The sequence below is a fragment of the Hwanghaeella grinnelliae genome (assembly GCF_004005845.1).
Classification (GTDB): Bacteria; Pseudomonadota; Alphaproteobacteria; order UBA8366; family Aestuariispiraceae; genus Hwanghaeella; species Hwanghaeella grinnelliae.
The window spans coordinates 1,027,670-1,047,992 of the sequence record NZ_SADE01000002.1 but is presented as its reverse complement, the minus strand read 5'-3'; the positions used below and the strand labels follow the sequence as shown (position 1 = coordinate 1,047,992).

The window sequence follows — 20,323 nt, the reverse complement described above, 5'->3', positions numbered from 1 at the left end:
CCGTCACCCCATGTTCGGATCGAAAACACAGCCCTGCCGCCAATGCGGCCGCCCCATCAGGGGATATGCCGACGAGTGCCCCGGTTGCGGGACCCACAAGCCGGTACCCGTCCCGGCATCCTATTATCTTGCGGGGGCGGTGATCGCCGCGCTGATCATCTATTTCGCGTCCGACTTCAACCGTATCGTCGAATATTTCGGGGGCCGGCTGGCCAGCCTGTTCGGCGGCGCCTGAAAGCGTCAGCCTTCCGACACACCGGACGCGGCGCAGACTTTTTCCAGCATGGCGGTAAGGCTTTCGTCATCGACGCCCAGTTGCTGTAGCCGCGCGACCGTATTCTCCAGGTAAATCCGGTTCGGGCCGCGCGTTCCGCATGCTTCCGCGATCATCGAGGCGCGCGTCTCCTGCGACAGATGCCCCATATATTGCCGATGCGCCCGGTCCACGACAAAGGCCCAGCACCGCACGGTCCGTCCATCGTCGATATAGGCGGGCAATTGGGTCGGGTTGTAGATGCCGGTGACCATTTCCCGAACCCAGAGGTATTCGACCGCCTCTTCCAACTGGGTCCGCCCGCAGACACGATAGGCCATGCCGGCACATTCGCCGCCTTCGTCCAGACCCAGAACCAGCCCAGGGCACTCAACCGTCCCGCGGTAGCCGTGGGACAGAACGCAAAAGGATCGGTGCCAGCCCTGCAGCCGCACCATGGCGGCTTCCAAGTGATGGAAGCCCGGGTCCCACATCAGCGAGCCGTAGCCGAAAAACCAGACGTCTTCCTTCGGCGGCAAGGACGACAGGAAGGCCTGTTTCCGCCGCTCGCTTTCTTCCTGGGACAAGACGGGCAGACCTTCCGCGATCCGCTCATCCCGTGCCCGTTTGAAAAAATCGTAGCTCACACTGCCTGCTCTGGATGCGAATTTTAATGATATGTCTGAATCTAGCGATTAGCGCGCGCTGATCAACCGGCCAGTCGGCATTCCGGTGAATCTTGCCGGAACAGGTCACTTCCTTTGTCGTGGGTTCTGGTTTGATGGCGCCGCCACTGCCATATAGGGGGTATGATGATTTCCGCCCGCCGCATTTCCCTGATGGCCGTGGCCGTGCTTGCCGCGTCAGCCGCCGCCTATTCCGCCTATTGGTGGTGGGGGGCCGGTAAAATGGATGAAACCGTATCCGGTTGGATCAACGATTGGCGCCGGGCGGGCTACCGGATCGATTACTCGGAAAAAACGGTCGGCGGCTTCCCCTGGACCGTCCGCATCCGGCTAGTCCAACCTGCTTTGGCCGACCCTGCGGGTGCATGGTCCTGGAGTGGCGGAAACCTCGACCTTTCCGCTGAACCCTGGGCGCCCACAACCTACAAACTATCCGCCGAAGGCAACCATGAAGCCGTCATGCCCATCGCGGGCCGTTTGGTGCCGATGCAGGCAACAGCCGGAAAGGCCGAAGGTACAGCTGAATTCGATTTGGATGGCCGGTTGCGGCAAGCGGATATCACGCTGGAGAATGTGGACGGAACCGCACCGGCGTTGAACGCGGATTTGAAGATCGATCGCGCCACCATGACGCTGACACAGCCCGCCCGACCCGCCCGCGAGCATCAAGACGAGGAAGCTGCGATCGACCTATTGGTCCAAGGGCTGCGTCTTCCCGCCGCCCTTTCCGGTCCCTTGGGGCGTGATGTGACGCATACTTCGTTGCGGGCACGCCTGTTGGGGCCCTTCCCGCGCACGGATATGCGCGGCGCGCTTGAAATCTGGCGTGATGCCGGCGGCACACTGGACGTCCCATGGTTGAGCATGGAATGGGGACCGACCAAACTGCGCGCGGAAGGGACTATGGCGCTCGACGACCTGCTTCGTCCCTCTGCGGCTTTTGAAGCGAAAGTCGCCGGTTTGAGCGGCACGCTGGACGCCCTTGTCGCGGCAAATCTGATCAAGCCGGATGCAGCGCGGTTGGCCGGCGTCGGATTGATGCTGTTCGCGCGGACACCGCCCGGCGGCGGTGAACCGGAATTGGCCGTTCCGTTGAGCGCGCTGGACGGTCAGGTATATCTGGGGCCGATCAAGATGGGCCGGGTCCCGCCGGTGCTGCCCCCGGAAAAGGCGGCTGTCGCGCCGCCGCCCGCGCCGGTGACGGCGGAAAGCCTGCCCGCGCCCGGAAGCACGGACTGATACCGCCTTCAAAGCATTCTATTCGGTCGCCAGGAACCCTTTCAGGGCATCGACCGACATATGGCATTCCTTTTCCGTCCCGACGGTCAGGCGGAGATATTCCGGCAGATCGTACCCTCCGACACCGCGCGCAATAACGCCCTGCGATTCCAGGAAAGCATTCGCTCGCTTGCAGCGGTCTGCGTCGCCAAACCCGACAAGGATGAAGTTCCCGACCGATGGGTTCACTTCAAGACCCAGCCCCCGGATCGTTTCCGTCAGCCAGACCAGCCATTCGTCATTGTGCCGGACGCTTTCCGCCACATGCGCCGTATCGCGGATCGCGGCGATACCGGCTGCCTGTGCGGCGGAACTGACATTGAAGGGGCTGCGAAGCCGGTTCATGGCATCGATGACCTCGGCACGGGCATAGCCCCAGCCGAGACGGAGCGCAGCCAATCCGTAGATCTTGGAGAACGTCCGCAGCATGACGACATTGTCGTAATCGTCGACGAAGCCCGCACCGGCTGAATAATCGTTGCGGGAGACGTATTCCGCATAAGCCGCGTCCAGCACGCAAAGAACATGCGACGGCAGACCTTCGATCAGGCGGCGAACCTCGCTATCGTCTAGATAGGTGCCGGTCGGATTATTCGGATTTGCGATGAAGACCAGCTTCGTCTGAGGGCCGACCGCGGCCAGAATCGCGTCGACATCGGTCGTCAGGTTCTTCTCGGGCGCAGCCACCGGTGTCGCGCCCGTGGTGATCGCGGTGATCCGGTACATGGCGAAACCGTGTTTGGAATAGACGACCTCATCCCCGACGCCGGCATAAGCCCGGATCAACAGCGTGATCAATTCGTCCGACCCAGCACCACAGATGATCCGATTCGGGTCCAGCCCGTTCACCTCCCCGATCGCGCGGCGCAATTCATTGGCGCCCCCGTCGGGATAGCGATGTAGCTTTTCCGCACCGTCGCGAAACGCGCCGACGGCTTCGGCACTCGGTCCCAACGGATTTTCGTTGGCGGACAGGATCGCCGGTTCGTCGATCCCTTCCAGTTTGTGATCGCCCGGAACGTATAGCGGGGCATCCATCACGCCCGGCTTCGGAGTCGGCCGCATCATCTGTCCTTGCTCCCCAAAAACTTAACCGCCAGAAACTTAGCTACAAGAAACTTAATCACCAGTACCTTATTCGCCGGCCTCGGCACCGCCGGGCTTTGACGCCCCTGCAATCGGCATTGCATAAGCACCAATCACCCGCGCCGCTATTGCCGGGCCCGCCTTCACGAATTTGGTCACGCGCTGGTCTTCCGAGGCAACGAAGTCTTCCACCTGTGCAAGATGTATCCACTCGCCGTTCTGCTCCAGCGAGGCAAGCAGCACGCCAGGCAGGCTCGCTTCCTTCATTTTGGAGACCAAGGTGCTTCGACTGACGGGATCGGCTGTCGCGAAAACGATGAAACTGACGTCATCACCGGTCGGTTCAGGTTCGAGCCGGGCGATCGCTACAGCTTCCGCCGGAACGCCGCGTACATTGCCGACGCCGGCAAAGGGCATGCGCTGGACGATGACTGGCGCGCCGGGGACGGCCAGTTGGGTCCACCAGGGATGGTCGTCATCTTCTTCCGGCGGGGGAAGGACGCCTACATCCGCCTGTCCGTTCATAACCTGCTGCAGCACTTCCCGCCGGGTTTCAAAGGCGGTCATGGGCACTTGCGAGCCGAATTGGTCCCGCGCCAGGTCCCAAAGCGTGTGATGCGACGTGTCCGAAAAAACGGCAATTTTGTAGCTGGCCTGGATCATGGTGAAGGCGGCGATCATCTCGTGCCACATCCGCGCCAGGGCCGACAGCTGGAACGGGCCATTATGACGGCCGCTCAACCGGCGCAGCATGAAAGCTTCGCGGGACGGACGGATCGGCAGAACCGTCTGACTTTTCTTCGCGGCCCCCACATGTTGCACCACGTCGGCGCGTTTCATGATCAAGTCATGGATAGCGTCATCGATCTCGTCGATTTCCCGCCGAAGATCATCCAGGGAGCGGTTCGTCATGATGCAGGCAGGTCCAGCGTCGTTGAGGCCATCGTTATCCAGCAAAACCGGGAGAAACCGTGCTTTGCCGGGGGCACACTCCTACAGTCTGACTGGCTTGTTGGCAATTGGTCAGTGTGCCCTTTGACGTGGACGCATTCTTTCCAGAAAAGGCATTTTGCCCGACGGGTGGGCAGTCCGGACTTGCGGGTCGCGGACCGCTCACCAGATATCAAGGGTTCGTGGGGCATACCGGCCATGCGGCGTTAACTGTTGCAGCCAGCCGCCTGTTTGTTATGTATCCTGGGAAAAATGAAAAACAGAGCCCTATAGCAGAGCGCCCTGGAGGAAATCCCGGTCCCGAGCCGATCGCCGCAGATCCGCCAAAAGCGTTGATATGGGGCAAAAGGTGTTTTGTGGGACCGCCCCCTTAGGGCGCGTTGAGTTGAGGACCAGAGCAGATGCCGATCAAGATTCCGGACGAGCTCCCCGCCCGCCGTCATCTCGAAGATGAGGGCGTCGTTGTGATGGATGAACGCGATGCGGTCCGTCAGGACGTACGGCCGATGCGAATCGCTGTCCTGAATTTGATGCCAAAAAAAGAAAGCACCGAGACACAGCTGACCCGGCTGATCGGCGCCACGCCGTTGCAGGTTGAACTGACCCTGCTGACGACGGGATCCTACGTGCCGACGAATGTGTCCCAGAAACATCTCAGCGCGTTCTACCACACCTGGGAAGACGTGAAGGATCAGAAGTTCGACGGGCTTATCGTCACCGGCGCGCCGATCGAGACCCTGCCCTTCGAGGACGTACACTATTGGGCGGAAATGAACCGTATTTTCGACTGGACCCAAAGCAATGTGCACAGCACGTTCAACATCTGTTGGGGCGCCCAGGCCGCGTTGAAACATTTCCGCGACATTCCCAAGCACGAACTGCCCGGGAAAATGTTCGGCGTGTTCGAACACACTGTAACCGCGCCGGGGAATACGCTGCTGCGCGGTTTCAATGATACGTTCCAGATTCCGGTTTCCAGGCATACCGAAACGCGGAAAGAAGACCTGCCGGAAGACCCGATGCTGCAGGTCCTGGCGGAATCGCCGGAATCCGGCCTGTGCTTGGTGCAGGACCAGCGTTACCGCCAGATCTACATATTCAATCATCTGGAATATGATGCCCGCACGCTGGCCGACGAATACAACCGCGATGCCAGCCAGGGTCTGCCGATCGACGTGCCGAAGAACTACTTCCCCGACGACGACCCGGCGCAGGAACCGCCGAACCGCTGGCGGGCCCATGCCCATCTGCTGTTCAGCAACTGGATCAACGATGTCTACCAATCGGTGCCTTTCGAGATTGAGGACATCGGTAAGATGGCCGCCGAATGACGGCACGCGCGGGTCATAGCGCACGTCGCTCGCTGGCGGTTGGATTGGCCCTTTTCGGGCTGTTTTTCCAACTGTTGCTTCCGATTCCCCTGTCTGTTGCCGCGGAACCAGGCGCGCCCAATCGTGTTCTGGAGATTTGCGCCGCCGACGGTATCGTCCGCGTCCCCTTGCCCGCCGCCGCTTCCCAGCCATTCAGCGATACGGCAAATGGTGAGGATGGGCGCGGAAGCTATGTGGAGGCCTGCAATCATTGCGTCCTCCATGCCGCACACCTCTTCCTGCCCGCCCGCGGCTTCGAAGAAACCGTTCAGCCCGCAGCCCTGGGCGAGCGCCTTCCTATTCTGTCATCCGACCACAATCCGGGAACCGCCCCCAGGGCGGGATTTGATGCGCGTGGCCCGCCGGCGGCGGGCCCTACGCGGGCCAACGCCTAAAAACCAAGCATCAACTTTATTTCGTCGGAGTTACGACCATGAATACCATTCTTAAAGCGGCCGCCGCCGCTCTATTCACCATTATGTCCATCGCCGCGGCGCCGATCGCCGCCCAAGCCATGGAGCCGGTCACGTCAGGCGATCTGACGATCGAGCCGGGTTGGGCGCGCGCCAGCGCCACCGATCATGCCAAGGCCGGGGCGGCCTTCTTCGTCATTCACAACAAGGGCGATAGCGACGACGTCCTGATCGGCGCCGATAGCGGTGTCGGCGGCAAGACCGAGGTCCACACCCACAAGCACGAAAACGGCGTCATGAAGATGATGCCCGCCGGGGACGTCACCGTACCCGCCGGCGGCATGGTGATGATGAAACCGGGTGGCCTGCATGTAATGTTGATGAGCCTGCATGGTCCGCTGAAGGAAGGTGAGCATTTCCAAGTGAAGCTCAACTTCTCGAAGACAGGTGAGGTCACGGTACCGGTCACGGTCATGGGGGTCGCCGCGAAAGGCCCTGGTGGCGACGGCCACGGCCATATGCAGCACGGCAAAACCACGACGGAATAGTCTGCCTAAGACAAGCAAATGCACGGCGTGGCGGGTCTATCTTGACGCAGCCGCCGCGCCGTGCAGTTTGCGCCCATGCAACGTTGGAAACTTACCCTGGAATATGACGGCGGCCCCTATGTGGGTTGGCAACGTCAGGATAACGGCCAAACCGTACAGCAACGGCTGGAGGAAGCGGCTGAGAAGCTTTGCGGCTGCGAGACCCTTGTTCAAGGGGCCGGCCGAACGGATTCCGGCGTCCATGCATTGGCCCAGGTCGCTCATGTCGACATTGCCAAGGACCTGCGCGCCAGCCAGGTCCGTGATGCGCTCAATTTCCACCTGCGCCCGGACCCGATCTCAATCCTGGAAGCAGAGCCCGTGCCGGATGATTTTCACGCCCGGTTTTCCGCCATCGGCCGCGTTTATCTGTATCGTATTCTGAACCGCCGGCCGCCGCCCGCCCTCGATTCGGGCAAGGTCTGGCATAATCAGCGCCCGCTCGATGCCGAGGCCATGCACGAAGCCGCCCAGGCCCTGATCGGCAATCACGATTTCACCAGTTTCCGCAGCACCGAATGCCAAGCCGACAGCCCGGTTAAAACGATGGACAGGGTTCGCGTCCGCCGGGCCGGTGAGGAAATTCACGTCGACGTCGCCGCGCGATCGTTCCTGCACAATCAGGTCCGGATTATCGTCGGAACCTTGGAATTGGTCGGCCGCGGTAAATGGACGCCGCATATGGTGAAAAAGGCTTTGGACGCGAAGTCCCGAAGCGCGGCAGGTCCCACGGCCCCGCCGGGAGGCCTGTATCTGGTTTCGGTGAAATATCCGGACGAGGAAGAATAACGCCGCACCGGGCCTGACCGACCGGACCCGTCGTCAGAACAAGCCCAATGTCACGACGTCCCGGGCGAAATTGACCATGTAGCTCAACACCGCTTCCCCCAGGACCATGAGGAAGACGACCCCTATATCGAGCCCGGTGGCCACCCGGATGATGTAGCCGTGATAGGCCAACAACCAGATCATCGCGAACAGGTTCATCATTAGGAAAGCGTCCATCGGCAGGTTAAATGCCGCCGAGACGAGTGCGATGCCCAACAACATGAGGACCTGCGGCCCGCTGGACCAGTTATAGGCGACGATATAGGGGATATATCTGTCCCGAACCCCCATGACGCCGAGCAGGGTGTAGGCGATCAAAGGCCATGCCACCCATCCGATCGCGTAGGAAATAATCTCCACCGGGACGACCCGTACGAGGGAGACCTGGGTCCTCAACTGGTCAGGAATCAGCACCAGAAGGGCGATATAGGCCGGCGCGATGATCACCGCGCACCAGAAGCTTTTCCAGAATGCCGCTTCGTCTTGACCGAAAAGGTTTATCCCGCTGGGATCGCGGCGGAACAAGCGCCAGGCGCCAATGAGATTGACCTGAACTTCCACAAGGGAGGGAGGCGATTGCATCCAGTGGATTCCGATCAGTCCGCGACGCCGAAATACCGGTCCAGGACTTTCCCGTAGATCCGACTTAACCCCTCGACATCGGCGACAGGAACCTGTTCGTCGACTTTATGCATGGTCTTGCCCACAAGGCCGAAATCGACAACCGGGCAATAGTCTTTGATGAACCGGGAGTCCGACGTCCCGCCGGTCGTGCTGAGTTCAGGCCGCCGTCCGACGACCTCCAGACAGGCTTCGGTCAGCATCTCCGACAGATCACCCGGCGGCGTCAGGAAAGATTCGCCGGAGCAAACGATTTCCAACGCGTAATGCGCCGTCCCGCCAGCCGCTTCGTCCAGAACCGCACGCAGCTTCTCCTCCAGCGAGGCGCTACTGTGCAAGTCATTGAACCGAATGTTGAAGACCGCTTTCGCTTCCGCGGGAATAACATTGGTTGCGGGATTGGCGATATCGATGGTCGAGATCGCAAGGGTGGAGGCCTGGAAATGATCGCTACCCGCGTCCAGTTCCAAATCGATCAAGGCCTTGAGCAGGTCGACCATGCGATGGGCCGCGTTATCGGCCAGATGCGGATACCCGGTATGGCCCTGGGTCCCGAAGGCTGTCAGGTAACCGTTCAAGCTGCCCCGGCGGCCGATCTTTACCATATCGCCCAGTTCATCGGGGTTCGTCGGTTCACCGGTGATGCAGGCGTCGAACACCTCCCCATCGGCGGCCAGCGCTTCCAGCATTTTACGGGTTCCGTTGACCGCCGGACCTTCCTCATCCCCGGTGATCAACAGGCTGATAGACCCGTTGGGTGCACCATGGGAATCGAGGAAACGGGCCACCGCGGCGGTAAAGGCCGCGATGGCGCCCTTCATATCGGAAGCGCCACGGCCGTGCAGAACGCCATCGGCAACCTCGCCCGCGAACGGGTCCCGGGTCCAGGCGCCATTGTCTCCTACCGGCACCACATCGGTATGGCCCGCGAAAACGAAGTTCGGCTGTCCGGTGCCCAGACGGGCATAGAGGTTGTCGACAGGGTCCGTACCCGGCGCGTGGAACGGCATGCGACGACACTGGAACCCCAATGACGTCAGCCGTTCCTGCAACAGGTCCAGCGCGCCGCCTTCGGCCGGCGTGACGCTGGGGCAACGGATAAGATCAGCGGCAAAAGCGACGGGATCCATATCGGTCAACTATTCCGCTCAATCACGCAGCAGGTCGTTGATGGAAGTCTTGGACCGGGTCCGCTCGTCCACGCGCTTGATGATCACCGCGCAATACAGGCTGGGCCCCGGCGAACCGTCCGGCAGAGGCTTACCCGGCAGACTACCCGGCACCACCACCGAATAGGCCGGAACACGGCCGATATGCACATCGCCCGTATTGCGGTCGACGATCTTGGTGCTGGCGCCGATGAAAACACCCATGGAAAGCACGGACCCTTCTTCGACGACGACGCCTTCCACCACTTCGGAGCGCGCACCGATGAAGCAATTGTCCTCGATGATCACCGGGCCGGCCTGCAGGGGTTCAAGAACCCCGCCGATCCCGGCGCCGCCCGACAGGTGGACGTTCTTGCCGATTTGCGCACAGGACCCGACGGTGGCCCAGGTATCGACCATGGTGCCGCTATCGACATAGGCGCCCAGGTTAACGAAGCTGGGCATCAGCACGACGCCCGGCGCGATATAGGCGGACCTGCGTACGATGCAGTTCGGGACCGCGCGGAAGCCCGCGGCGCGGAATGCGTTCTCGCCCCAGCCTTCGAATTTGCTCGGCACCTTGTCCCACCAGTTGGTGTTGGTTCCGGGACCGCCCGGGACTGGGGCCATGTCGTTCAGGCGGAAGCTGAGCAGCACCGCTTTCTTCAGCCATTGATTGACCACCCAGCCGTCAGCGGATTTCTCCGCGACGCGGGCCTTCCCGGAATCGAGCAGGTTCAAAGCTTCCTCAACCGCGTCGCGCACCGCGCCGGTGGTGGAGGTGTTGATACCGTCGCGCGCCTCGAAGGCGTCGTCGATCGTCTTTTCAAGGTCGGCAATGCTCATTGGCTCTCACTCGTTCTATTCTTGCGGTTCTGTTGCGCGCTTCTCGATCCTACGGCAGCGCGCGTTGACGCGGTCTTTTGCACTATGGCGATAGGGACATCAACCGACCAGCCGTGCAAAGGCATTATTCAGCTTTGCAGCGCCATATTCGCGGATCACCCGTGGCGGGACCGGACATAGCCCGACAGCCATTCCGCAAGGTCGTCGGTGACATGGTGAATGTGGTCGCCTTCGCCTGTGCCATCATGCGACCAATCATGATCGGTCCGAACCCAAACCGTCGTCATGCCCAGCGCCGCCGGATGTTCCAGGTTCCGCGCGATATCCTCCAGCATGACCGCCCGCTTCGGATCGATGTCATGCGCCGCCAACAGCTTGTCATAGGGCGCCGGGTTCGGCTTCGGCACGTAGTCGGACGCGACGATATCGAAAAAGACCTCGAATTCGTCGTGAATGCCCAACCGATCCAGGACGGATTTTGCATGGGCCACGGTTCCGTTCGTGAAGATCACCTTACGCCCCGGCAATCGCTGAATCGCGTGGACCAAGTCTTCGTTCCGTTGCACCGGGCTGTAGTCGATGTCGTGCACGAAAGCGAGGAATTCCGCCGGGTCCATTCCGTGATGGGTCATCATTCCGTTAAGCGTCGTCCCGTGCTCCCGGAAGTATCGCTTTTGAATGACGCGCGCCTCCACAAGGTCGACGTCGAGATAGGCGCTGATGAAGGCACCCATTTTCTTGTCCACCTGATCGAACAGATTGCAGGTCGCCGGATAGAGCGTGTTGTCCAGATCGAAGATCCAGGTTTCCGCGTCGTCCAGTTTTTCGTGATAATCAGATCCGTTTCGCATGGCAGGAATGTGGCGCAGGCACGAAGGCCCGGCAAGCCCCTGAAGTCGGGACAAATCAGCGCTTTATATAATTCGGTACCGCGAAAATGCATCAAACTGTCTACAAAATCCGTTCACATTCCATTTGGTATTGGTACCAATCAAACATCACCTTTATTAGCTCTACCAAATTGAAAGGTGCCGACGGATGTTGAGGAATGCTTTTCAACCTGATCGTCATCCCTGAAAGTGCCGCGCGATAGTGAAAATAAACAGGAGCATTCGGTGTTCACCGACTATTCGGCACCGGTCTACAGGGTCGCTGGGGATCCATCGGACAAGGCGGTAGATATTGCTGCCTTGAACCAGCCCGCGAAGGCCCTTCACCTGACGGATGAGGGACGCGAGGCCCTGCGGCAACACGCCCGCGATGCTTATGACGCCGGCAAGGCCAGGATCGCCGAGATCGTTTTCGTGATTCATGAATGCGATGCACCCTCGGACAATTATCGTCGCAAAATCGAATTCCTGGCGATTCCCAGTCCTGATGGATCAATCCTGTTAGTCGGGCGCGACCGAAGCCATGACGAGATGATCCGGGATGCGCTGACCCAGTCCCGCGGCCTTTACAAAGACCTGACGGAATTGGCGAGCGATTTCGCCTGGGAGACCGACCAGCACGGACGGTTCAGCTTCGTCTCCCCCAAAGGAGCGATCGGATTCCGGCCTTCCCAACTGGTTGGTGAAAAGCCAGAGGCCTTTTTGGCCCATCCGATGAGCGTGACCGGTCGGTTGCCGTTCTCACCCGAAACGCCGGTTCGGCATGTGGATATCTGGCTTCGGAATGCTGCGGGTGAACCCCGATGTATCATGGTATCGGCCTTGCCGTTGGTGGATGGGGAAGGCAAACGGGTCGGCGCCCGCGGCCTGGGACTGGATGTTACGACCGAGCGGATCGCCCAAACCGAATTGGCCCAATCGAAGCACCGGGAAGATCTCGTTCGTTATATCGTCAATCTGACACGCGATGAAGAAACGCCCGCGGCAATGATGGAGACTGCCGCCAAGACCCTGACGCGCGCGGCCGGGGCCGACGGCTGCAGTATCCTGATCAAGGATGAAGGGGGGTGGGACATGGCCGCGCAATTCGGACGCACACCCGATGACACCGTCTCTCTATCTGCGGCCGAAGCATTGCCATTGGACGGGACCGCGACGGTCGGCGAATATGGACAGTTGGGCGCGGTGACATTGTTCCGCGGGGTGCCCAACGGCGCGATCCTGGTTTGGGAGGGCGATCCCGCATCGCCCGGGAAAAGGCATGAATGGTCGGACGATACAAAGGCGTTGCTGGAGGCTATCGAAGGCCCTTTAGGCGTCGCCCTGCGCCAGATCACGGATCAGCAGGTCCTGGAACGTCTGGCGCGCACCGACGGCTTGACCCATCTGCTGAACCGCCGCGCCTTTCTGGAAGAAATGGACCTCGCCCTGGATCGCGCCCGTCGATACAGACGCAACGGTTGTCTGCTGTATGTCGATCTGGACAATTTCAAGCCGATCAACGACACGTTCGGGCATGAAGAAGGCGACACCGTTCTCGTCGCCGTGGCGGGTCTGCTGCAAACCTATAGCCGTGGCTATGATCTCGCAGTCCGTCTTGGGGGCGATGAATTCGCCTTGTGGCTGGATGAAACGGATATGGATACAGCCCAGCGCCGGGCGGTGGAGCTGATCGAGGCCTGTAGTCCGCTTTCGACTTTCGGCGCCAGCCCGGACAAGCCGTTCGGTATTTCCGTCGGCATCGCACCCTTTGTCGCGACCGCCGAAGGTGATCTTGCGGATCTGATGTCGCGCGCCGATACGGCGATGTATGCCGCCAAACGGTCCGGCAAGAACCAGTTTGCTGTGGAACCGCCGGTGGATGAGGCGCAAGCGCCCAGGGAAGCGTAAAGTGCGGAATGTGCACAAGCGCCTTGATATAAGCATGGACGAACGAAACGGAGCGTGGGATTTTCCGGTATGAAGGATGAAGGTCAATCGAATCCTCCCGTCGATGGCGACCTTTCTTTGCTGCCCGAAGACTTGAGCTACGAGCAGTCCAAGAAATTGCTTCGCGACTCCGATCCCGCTGTTCGCCGCGCCCTTGCGCGCCATCCGGCGACGCGGCCTGAAGTCCTGTATTTTCTGGCCGAAGACAGCAGCAACGACGTCCGGCTGGAAATCGCCAACAATGAGCGGACACCCCGACAGGCGGACCTGCTTCTGGCCGATGACGGGGATGACGAGATCCGCACGGCCCTGGCCACAAAAATCGCCAGACTGACCCCGGCCCTTCCCGACAAGGATCGTGGTGCATTGTATGAATACACAATGCAGGTCCTGGAAAAATTGGCGCAGGACCAGATTGTCCGGGTCCGTCAGATCATGGCCGAAGCCTTGCAGGACGTTGCCGACGCACCGCATTCGGTTATCCAGCAACTGGCCTCCGACGCAGAATTGGTGGTTTCAAGGCCGGTGCTGCGATTCTCCCCCGTCCTGACGGACAAGGACCTTCTGTCGATCATCAATGCCGGGGCGGCACAAGGGAAGTTGGCCGCTATTTCCGAACGCCGCAACGTCTCCGGCGACGTCGCCGATGCGATTGTCGGCAAGGGAGACGATGAAACGGTGGCCGTCCTGTTGGCAAACGGTACCGCGCAGATTCGTGAGGAAACACTGGATGCCTTGACCGCAAAGTCGGAAAAGATCGTTTCCTGGCACGCCCCCTTGGTCGCGCGTCCTTCATTGTCGATGCGGTCGGCCCGTATGCTGGCTGGCTTTGTCGCGGATCACCTGCTTGCCAAGCTTCAGGCGCGTGAGGACCTGGAAGCGGCAACCCTGGAGGCGGTGGCCGAAGTCGTCGCCGAACGCCTGGGCGAAGCCAACGGCAAACAGGACCTTGCCGACCCGGAATGGGCCCAGGACGATGTTACCGAGGAAGAAATCGAAGCCCTTAAAAAGGCCGGAAAATTGACCGAGGCGGCAATTGTCGAATCCTTGGAGGCGGGCCGGAAACGCTTCGTGGAAGCGGCGCTCGCCAGTTTGGCGAATGTCGCGCGTGAGGCTGCCGCCCGTATTGTGGCACAGCGAAGCGGCAAGGCCCTGGTGGCGCTTGCCTGGAAAGCCGGCATGTCGACCGACGTGATCGGCCCCTTGCAGGTTCAGTTGATGGGCTTGCCGCCCTCAAAGATCGTCGTCGCGGACGACCCCGATCTTTGGCCCATGTCCGAGGAAGACATGGACTGGCAGTTGGACTTTTTCCTGAAGGAATAGTGCCGCCATCGGGATACTCCCCCGCTCTGCGCATCCTGTTACATGGGTGGTTCTGGAATATCGTTCTGCTGGCAGCAGGCGGTCACCGTATTCCGCAGCAAGCAGGCAATGGTCATCGGTCCGACACCGCCCGGCACCGGGGTGATCGCCCCGGCGACCGATTTGGCGCTTTCGAATTCCACATCACCCACAAGGCGGGTGCCGCCGTCAGGCTTTTCGATGCGGTTGATGCCGACATCGATCACGACAGCGCCCGGCTTGATCCAATCGCCCTTCACCATTTCAGGGCGGCCCACCGCGGCGACCACGATATCCGCCCGGCGGCATTCACCCGGCAGATCGTCGGTGCGGGAATGCGCAACGGTTACCGTACAGCTTTCCTGCAGCAGCAGATTGAACATCGGCTTCCCTACGATATTGGACCGACCAACGACAATGGCGCGCTTGCCGCTGAGGCTGCCGCCGAAATGGTCCTTCAGCATCAACAGGCAGCCCAGCGGCGTACAGGGAATCAAACCATCCGTCGCACCGACAGAAAGGCGGCCGACATTGACCAGATGGAACCCATCCACATCCTTGTCCGGGTCGATCGCGGTGATAACCGCCTGATCGTCCATATGATCGGGCAGGGGAAGCTGAACCAGAATTCCGTTCACTGCCGGGTCCTCGTTCAATTCAGCCACCTTGGCCAACAGCTCTTCCTGGCTGACCGTGTCGGGCATCTTGAATTCATAGCTGTTCATGCCGGCTTCCAGGGTCTGCTTCCCCTTGTTCCGGACATAGACCTGACTGGCCGGGTCCTCGCCCACCAGCACCACGGCCAACCCCGGCGTTATGCCATGGTCCGCTTTCAATACGTCCACGGCCGATTTCACGCGCCCGCGAACATCCGCGGCAAAAGCCTTTCCATCGATGATCTTTGCTTCAGTCATCTTTTCCCCCAATCGGCCGTGCCGGCTGTCCAAAATGCGTGGTTAATCATAAAGGTGCTTCATGGCGATCCCGAGCTGTTTCACCAGGATGTCCGGGTCGCCCTCGATATGCAGGACTTTATTGCGGTCCGTCGCGCCGGAGATGACCGTGAGCGACGTTTTCGGCAGCGACCACGCCTTGGCCAGCAGTTTGATCAACGCCGCGTTGGCCTTGCCCTTTTCCGGCGGGGCCGTGACAGCGGCTTTCAGCACCACCCCGCCGGCGGCATCCTCCGCCAAGCCCTGGATACGGTTCGCGGAGGCCTTTGGCGTCAACCGGACGGATACAGTCACCCCATCGGGTTTGGGCGTGATCGGTGAAACTGTGGCGCCCATGCGGAACCCGTCGCGTGCAGATCGCCGTCTGTCTTTCGCTTATAGTGGGCCGTTTAAAGGCGGGCCGCGAAGCCGACAAGCAGGCTTTGAATGAAATAGATGATCAGGATCAGAAGAACCGGCGAAATATCGATTCCGCCCAAGTTCGGCATGAACTGTCGGATTGGCCGCAAAGCGGGCTCGGTGATCCGGTACAGGAAGTCGCCCACCATATAGACGAATTTGTTCGACGTGTTCACCACGTTGAAGGCGACAAGCCAGCTCAACACCGCGGAAATGATGATGCACCACAGATATAGATTCAGTGCCACATTGATAATGCGGATCAGGGAAAACAGTATTACATCCATATCCGGTCGGTCCTCGACTGATGTTCCGGCAATTTATGAGTACATCGCCTGCTGGGCGGTGAAACTCCTGTGTTTCCATAGATAAAGGCGCCCCCTGCCCGCCGCAAGCACGCGAGGGCGGGTTAATTGCAGGAAACGCCGGAAAGTTCCCTGTCGGCGCTGCCGGGCATGGACGATATTGGTTGGAAAGGTCGCTCTATTCGGCTTGACAAGCCTCCCCGCCCTCAACATATTCCGGCCCGAATTCGGGGACGACTCCAGAAGCCTTTCCCGAGTGCCGTTCCTTGCAATGGAACGCCACCGACGAAGATCCGGCTTCCGGGTTTTCCGAGATGGGGCTGTAGCTCAGTTGGGAGAGCGCGTCGTTCGCAATGACGAGGTCAGGGGTTCGATTCCCCTCAGCTCCACCAAACCTCCTTAGGCAGGTTTGGTCGAGACCACCGTTCTGGGGGTCACCATACTCCCTGAAAAGTCCCTCCTGCGGAAAAATTTCGGCAATATTGTGCGTACAGAGCACCACTGAACACCTGTTATGGCGTTCAATCAATTGGCTTTTTTCGCCAATTCCTTTCGGGCCTGTTTATCCGCATACATGGCCTTGTCGGCAATCGCCAGCAAATCTGATCGACTCTTCGACGAGGTCGGATAAATCGCATAGCCGACGCTCATGCCGGCATTGACGACCTTTCCATCGAAGTCAAATAGGTGCCTGTCGATCGACTCCCGGAAGCGCGCGGTGGCGATGTCGCTGTCCTTGATGCCGTCACCGGTCAGGTTTTCCAATATCGCGACGAATTCATCCCCGCCGATGCGCGCCACCAAATCGCCTTCCCGCACGCAAACACGCAGCTGCTCGGCGACTTCTTTGATCAGCCGGTCGCCGATCTCATGACCCATTGCGTCATTGACTTGCTTCAGACCGTCCAAATCCATGAACACGATGGCGTAGGGCGGTACACCGCGAGGCGCGCGACCTTCCAGATATTGTAGCCGGTTGAACAAGGCTCGCCGATTGGGAAGTCCGGTAAGTTCATCATAGTGGGCATGCCGGATGATCTCGACTTCCTGATGCTTTTTCTCGATCGCCTTCCCGATCGCCTGTTCCAGCGAGTCGGGCGAAATGTCGGCTTTCACGATATAGTCCAGCGCGCCGCTTTTCAGGGCGTCGACCGCTGTTCTTTCATTGCCCTCACCGGTGATCATGACAACGGGCAGTTCCGGAAAGCGGAGTTGGATGTCGACCAGAAAGTCCAGCCCGCTCTCGCCCGGCATAGAAAAGTCCAGCAGCAGGCAATCTATCTCACCGCCTTCCAATTCCCGGCGACCGTGTTCCACATGTTCAGCCTCTCGCACTTCCGCGTTCCTGAAAGATACCGTTTTCTTCAGGGTTCGCGCGATCAATTCGCGATCGTCCGGGCTGTCGTCTATGATAAGGAACTTTGCCACGCCTTCACTCTCCCACCTTGGGAAGAATCGCCACGCTCAGCCAATACTCCTTGAACAGCTGTATGGTTCGGAACAGGTCTTCCAAGGCAACCGGCTTGCGAAGGTAGCTATTGGCCCCCTTTGCGTAACTGCTGTTGACGTCACGCGGGTCGTCCGACGTCGTCATGATGACAACGGGAATTTTCTGCGTTGCCTCGCTATTTTTCAATTCGGTCAGGACTTGCCTGCCGTCGACGCCTGGCAGGTTAAGGTCGAGCAAAACGATCGCGGGGATCGGGTTCGCCGCACGATCCTCGTATGGCGGCCGATTGAACATGTAGTCCAGTGCGTCTTGCCCGTTGTCGAACCGAACCAGCGGATTCGCGATGGGGCCATCGCGTTTCAAGGCGCGCTCCGTCGCCTCGAAATCGTCATCGCTGTCCTCAACGATGATGATCGGTTGCAGATTCACCCCCGCCATCATCCTGCCTCCCTCAAATTGAAAATGAATTTCGAACCTTCGCCTTCACGCGACTCGACGGTGATCTTGCCGCCATGACGTTCGACGATCTTGCGCACGAAGCTAAGCCCCGTTCCAGAGCCGGGCCCGTAAGCGCGGTCGTTGTGCAGGCGTTTAAAAATGGTGAATACCCGCTCCTGGAACTCTTCGGGAATGCCGATCCCATTATCCTTCACATAGAACTTGCCCGGTTCGTCGCCGACCGGTTCTTCGTACCCGATCTCAATACGCTTTTCGTCCCGGTCGTTGTACTTCACCCCGTTGACGATCAGGTTCTGGAAGACGCTTTGGATTCGAGACGGGTCACCAAAAACTGGTGGCAAGGCTGTTACGATATCGACGGTTGCGTTGCATTCGGTCAGGTAATCGGCCAGTGAAACCGTGATAATATCAATCGTCTCAGCCAGGTCGATCCTCTGCACCGCTTCTTCACTTCGACCAATACGGGAAAACTCCAGCAAGGCGGAGATTAGCCCCTCGGACTTTTTGCATAGCTCTCGGATCCGTCCTATCCGTTTTGATCCGTCTTCACCTATGACCTCGTTGTGGTCGTCAAACAGGAACTGGGCGTGATTGCTAATAGCACGAATTGGTTCCTTCAAATCATGAGACGCGATATAGGCGAATTCTTCCAGATCGCTATTACTTCGTTGTAACTCACGCGCCTTGTTCTGTAGCCGCGTTTCAGCCATCCGGATTGCTTCAAGGCGTGAATCCAATTCTGCCGAGATCATTTTCAGTTCGTTCCCAACCGGCTTTTCGGGAAGGGCGGCAACATTCAACGGCCCCATACCAACAACCTTTTCGTGCAACGCAACAATAGGTCTAAGAACTGTAAAAACAATAAAGCCATAGACTCCTGAGAGCAGAAGGATCGTTACGACAAGCGCTATCGTACTTAGGAGTTTTATGTCGGCTTCAATCTTCAGAATCGAGTCAGCGCTTCCTCTAGATAACCTTCGAGCCAAATCGGAGAGGGTCTGCGAAGCACCCAGGAACGACTGTATAACTGCTCTTCTGCCGCGTGCATCGGTTCCCGACATAGCCGGGCCGGATTCAAGACTCTCTAGACGTTCGAAGAATATTTGCAGGCCGGCTGCGCTACGTTTCATCCGGCGCAAGACCGAAGGCTGCACTTTTGGATGCGTTTCAAGACTGTCGAACAAGTTGTGCAAACCGGATAAACGCGATTCAAACTGTCGCTCAACGCGCGCGGACCTTCGCACCCCCAATTCATTCGCAAGTATATTGAGGTCAAAGACATTATCCCGAATGTCCCGGGACAACTCATCGAATTGCTGAAGCTCGTCGATCAGCCGAACACCGTAAATATTGATTGCGACAAGGCATATAATCCCTGCTGCGATCGCACCGGTTAAGATCTGGGTTCCCGATCTAATTTGCATCGTGCATGCCTATTGAATGACACCAACATGATGGGGTGCAACTCGTTCGAGCGGGCCCGTTTCCAGCCGCTCAAGGTAATTTGGAATTCCGCCGGCACTTAGACCACGCTCGACGCGCCAACGCGCTTCCTGTTCCATTAGAAAAAGGAGGTCCTGGGTGATCGCAACTTCCATGACATGGCCACTCCAGAAGCGCTCGAGGTCATCCAAATTTAGATTCAAAACCCGTCCCAGCAGTTTCATTGCCTCTGTTTCATTCCGCTGCGCCCATTCGGCAGCATCAATAAGCGCCTGCAGGAACCTTTCGATCGTCTCTTGGTTTTCTATGAGCGTTTTTTGCGACGCGGATAACGTGAAGTAATAGGGCTGTTCCGATTGCAAGTCGGCAAACATTGCATCGTCCCCCAGAAGTCCCTGCGCTTCCGTGGCATAGGGTTCCCAGGACACTATCGCATCGACCTTACCGTCTGCGACAGCGTTCGGCAGGTCAGTCGCCGGAATATCCTCAATTTGAACCGCTTCTAGACTGGTTCCGTGTAGGTCAAGAGTCTTGCCCAGAAAGAACTCGCCAATCGCGCCCGTTCTGAGCCCGATTTTTTTGCCGGGCAGATCCGAGAAACTTGCAAGACCACTGCCCAATCGTCCAACAAGTCGAACATTGTAGATAGCCGCCGCGGTCCCGAAAATGCGCAGATCCACATTTGAGAAACTTCGTGAAACAAAGGCGAATTCGGACATCGTGGCGATATCATACCGCCCATCAATCAGCCCTTTTCCTGCCTCAACACCGGATTCAACGAGTTCGACGGCCACATCCGCCCCATAGTCTTCGAACAAGCCGCGCTCCTGGGCGATCCAAATCAGCCAACCGCTTTTTGAGGTCGCTACGACAAGTTTTTCGGCCGCGTTTGCGACCCCGATTGAATACAGAACGCAAAAGGCAAATACCGGGAAAAGTAAGAGGAACCGCAAAGAGAGGGAACGTCCAGCGTTTGCCACATGATAGGGCTTCTCAACTGAATTTTTTGACACTCAATTCCTCCATTTCTGCGGCCCTGTCTCAATACAAGCCCGAAAGAAAAACTTTGTGTTTTCCCACCAATTAT

At 58.9% G+C, this 20,323-nt stretch carries 22 protein-coding genes and 1 tRNA gene; 9 read left to right on the top strand and 14 right to left on the bottom strand.

What is annotated here, in order from left to right:
* Nucleotides 1-10 precede the first annotated feature (10 nt).
* Nucleotides 11-235 carry a hypothetical protein gene (locus EOI86_RS15620; protein WP_127766086.1) on the top strand — a complete coding sequence of 75 codons (225 nt, stop codon included), beginning with the start codon at nt 11-13 and terminating at the stop codon, nt 233-235.
* Nucleotides 236-240: 5 nt separating this feature from the next.
* On the opposite strand, the gene EOI86_RS15615 is transcribed toward EOI86_RS15620, so the two are convergent.
* Nucleotides 241-900: a gamma-glutamylcyclotransferase gene (locus EOI86_RS15615; protein ID WP_205032214.1), complete on the bottom strand. Its 660-nt coding sequence runs from the start codon at nt 898-900 to the stop codon at nt 241-243.
* A 162-nt stretch (nt 901-1,062) separates the two neighbouring features.
* Here EOI86_RS15615 and EOI86_RS15610 point away from each other — a divergent pair, with 162 nt between their 5' ends.
* A complete protein-coding gene (locus tag EOI86_RS15610) occupies nt 1,063-2,178 on the top strand; it encodes a DUF2125 domain-containing protein (protein ID WP_127766085.1) in 1,116 nt (371 codons plus the stop codon).
* A gap of 18 nt (nt 2,179-2,196) precedes the next feature.
* On the opposite strand, the gene hisC is transcribed toward EOI86_RS15610, so the two are convergent.
* Together hisC and EOI86_RS15600 are read right to left on the bottom strand one after the other, a co-directional pair.
* Complete coding sequence (gene hisC / locus EOI86_RS15605; RefSeq protein WP_127766084.1) at nt 2,197-3,285, bottom strand: histidinol-phosphate transaminase; 1,089 nt, start codon at nt 3,283-3,285, stop codon at nt 2,197-2,199.
* Between the two features lie 66 nt (nt 3,286-3,351).
* The gene (locus tag EOI86_RS15600) at nt 3,352-4,215 is read right to left on the bottom strand and encodes a chorismate mutase (RefSeq protein ID WP_127766083.1); all 864 of its coding nucleotides are present in this window, start codon (nt 4,213-4,215) and stop codon (nt 3,352-3,354) included.
* Nucleotides 4,216-4,655: 440 nt separating this feature from the next.
* Between EOI86_RS15600 and metA the strand changes: the two genes are divergently transcribed.
* The 4 genes from metA (at nt 4,656) to truA (ending at nt 7,413) form a co-directional block, all read left to right on the top strand.
* Nucleotides 4,656-5,585 (top strand): homoserine O-acetyltransferase MetA, encoded by a 930-nt coding sequence (gene metA / locus EOI86_RS15595; protein ID WP_127766082.1) that lies wholly within the window; start codon nt 4,656-4,658, stop codon nt 5,583-5,585.
* On the top strand, nt 5,582-6,019 hold the full coding sequence (locus EOI86_RS15590; protein WP_127766081.1) for a DUF2946 family protein: 438 nt from the start codon (nt 5,582-5,584) through the stop codon (nt 6,017-6,019). Before metA ends, EOI86_RS15590 begins: the two co-directional genes overlap by 4 nt.
* Before the next feature lie 38 nt (nt 6,020-6,057).
* Nucleotides 6,058-6,585 carry a copper chaperone PCu(A)C gene (locus EOI86_RS15585; RefSeq protein WP_127766080.1) on the top strand — a complete coding sequence of 176 codons (528 nt, stop codon included), beginning with the start codon at nt 6,058-6,060 and terminating at the stop codon, nt 6,583-6,585.
* A gap of 75 nt (nt 6,586-6,660) precedes the next feature.
* Entirely contained in the window at nt 6,661-7,413 is a 753-nt protein-coding gene (gene truA, locus EOI86_RS15580; RefSeq protein ID WP_127766079.1) for a tRNA pseudouridine(38-40) synthase TruA, read from the top strand.
* 33 nt (nt 7,414-7,446) lie between these two features.
* Here truA and EOI86_RS15575 read toward each other — a convergent pair whose 3' ends face one another.
* The 4 genes from EOI86_RS15575 to EOI86_RS15560 all read right to left on the bottom strand — a co-directional run bounded on the left by EOI86_RS15575 (nt 7,447) and on the right by EOI86_RS15560 (nt 10,918).
* Nucleotides 7,447-8,034: a hypothetical protein gene (locus EOI86_RS15575; protein ID WP_127766078.1), complete on the bottom strand. Its 588-nt coding sequence runs from the start codon at nt 8,032-8,034 to the stop codon at nt 7,447-7,449.
* A gap of 14 nt (nt 8,035-8,048) precedes the next feature.
* Nucleotides 8,049-9,203: a succinyl-diaminopimelate desuccinylase gene (gene dapE / locus EOI86_RS15570; protein ID WP_127766481.1), complete on the bottom strand. Its 1,155-nt coding sequence runs from the start codon at nt 9,201-9,203 to the stop codon at nt 8,049-8,051.
* An 18-nt stretch (nt 9,204-9,221) separates the two neighbouring features.
* Complete coding sequence (dapD, locus tag EOI86_RS15565) at nt 9,222-10,067, bottom strand: 2,3,4,5-tetrahydropyridine-2,6-dicarboxylate N-succinyltransferase (RefSeq protein WP_127766077.1); 846 nt, start codon at nt 10,065-10,067, stop codon at nt 9,222-9,224.
* Between the two features lie 155 nt (nt 10,068-10,222).
* On the bottom strand, nt 10,223-10,918 hold the full coding sequence (locus EOI86_RS15560; protein WP_127766076.1) for a pyrimidine 5'-nucleotidase: 696 nt from the start codon (nt 10,916-10,918) through the stop codon (nt 10,223-10,225).
* A 264-nt stretch (nt 10,919-11,182) separates the two neighbouring features.
* Between EOI86_RS15560 and EOI86_RS15555 the strand changes: the two genes are divergently transcribed.
* Both EOI86_RS15555 and EOI86_RS15550 read left to right on the top strand, forming a co-directional pair.
* Nucleotides 11,183-12,847, top strand: a complete 1,665-nt coding sequence (locus EOI86_RS15555; protein ID WP_127766075.1) for a sensor domain-containing diguanylate cyclase — start codon at nt 11,183-11,185, stop codon at nt 12,845-12,847.
* 69 nt (nt 12,848-12,916) lie between these two features.
* Nucleotides 12,917-14,209, top strand: a complete 1,293-nt coding sequence (locus EOI86_RS15550; protein ID WP_127766074.1) for a DUF2336 domain-containing protein — start codon at nt 12,917-12,919, stop codon at nt 14,207-14,209.
* Between the two features lie 38 nt (nt 14,210-14,247).
* Here the strand turns inward: EOI86_RS15550 and folD are convergent, their stop codons facing one another.
* From folD to EOI86_RS15535, 3 genes are read right to left on the bottom strand one after another with little or no spacing between them, the layout of a single operon-like run.
* The gene (gene folD, locus EOI86_RS15545; RefSeq protein WP_127766073.1) at nt 14,248-15,141 is read right to left on the bottom strand and encodes a bifunctional methylenetetrahydrofolate dehydrogenase/methenyltetrahydrofolate cyclohydrolase FolD; all 894 of its coding nucleotides are present in this window, start codon (nt 15,139-15,141) and stop codon (nt 14,248-14,250) included.
* A 42-nt stretch (nt 15,142-15,183) separates the two neighbouring features.
* The gene (locus EOI86_RS15540) at nt 15,184-15,516 is read right to left on the bottom strand and encodes a DUF167 domain-containing protein (protein WP_127766072.1); all 333 of its coding nucleotides are present in this window, start codon (nt 15,514-15,516) and stop codon (nt 15,184-15,186) included.
* 53 nt (nt 15,517-15,569) lie between these two features.
* On the bottom strand, nt 15,570-15,866 hold the full coding sequence (locus EOI86_RS15535) for a YggT family protein (RefSeq protein ID WP_127766071.1): 297 nt from the start codon (nt 15,864-15,866) through the stop codon (nt 15,570-15,572).
* Nucleotides 15,867-16,200: 334 nt separating this feature from the next.
* On the opposite strand from EOI86_RS15535, the gene EOI86_RS15530 reads away from it, so the two are divergent.
* A tRNA-Ala gene (locus EOI86_RS15530) sits at nt 16,201-16,276 on the top strand.
* Between the two features lie 133 nt (nt 16,277-16,409).
* Here the strand turns inward: EOI86_RS15530 and EOI86_RS15525 are convergent.
* Genes EOI86_RS15525 through EOI86_RS15510 form a run of 4 tightly spaced genes read right to left on the bottom strand, consistent with a single transcriptional unit; the run spans nt 16,410 to nt 20,216 of the window.
* Nucleotides 16,410-17,312 carry a GGDEF domain-containing protein gene (locus EOI86_RS15525; protein ID WP_127766070.1) on the bottom strand — a complete coding sequence of 301 codons (903 nt, stop codon included), beginning with the start codon at nt 17,310-17,312 and terminating at the stop codon, nt 16,410-16,412.
* Nucleotides 17,313-17,316: 4 nt separating this feature from the next.
* The gene (locus EOI86_RS15520) at nt 17,317-17,775 is read right to left on the bottom strand and encodes a response regulator (protein WP_205032213.1); all 459 of its coding nucleotides are present in this window, start codon (nt 17,773-17,775) and stop codon (nt 17,317-17,319) included.
* Entirely contained in the window at nt 17,772-19,217 is a 1,446-nt protein-coding gene (locus EOI86_RS15515) for a sensor histidine kinase (protein ID WP_127766069.1), read from the bottom strand. The genes EOI86_RS15520 and EOI86_RS15515 overlap by 4 nt, the downstream gene beginning before the upstream one ends.
* Before the next feature lie 9 nt (nt 19,218-19,226).
* Nucleotides 19,227-20,216: an ABC transporter substrate-binding protein gene (locus tag EOI86_RS15510; protein ID WP_275668596.1), complete on the bottom strand. Its 990-nt coding sequence runs from the start codon at nt 20,214-20,216 to the stop codon at nt 19,227-19,229.
* Nucleotides 20,217-20,323: the final 107 nt, after the last annotated feature.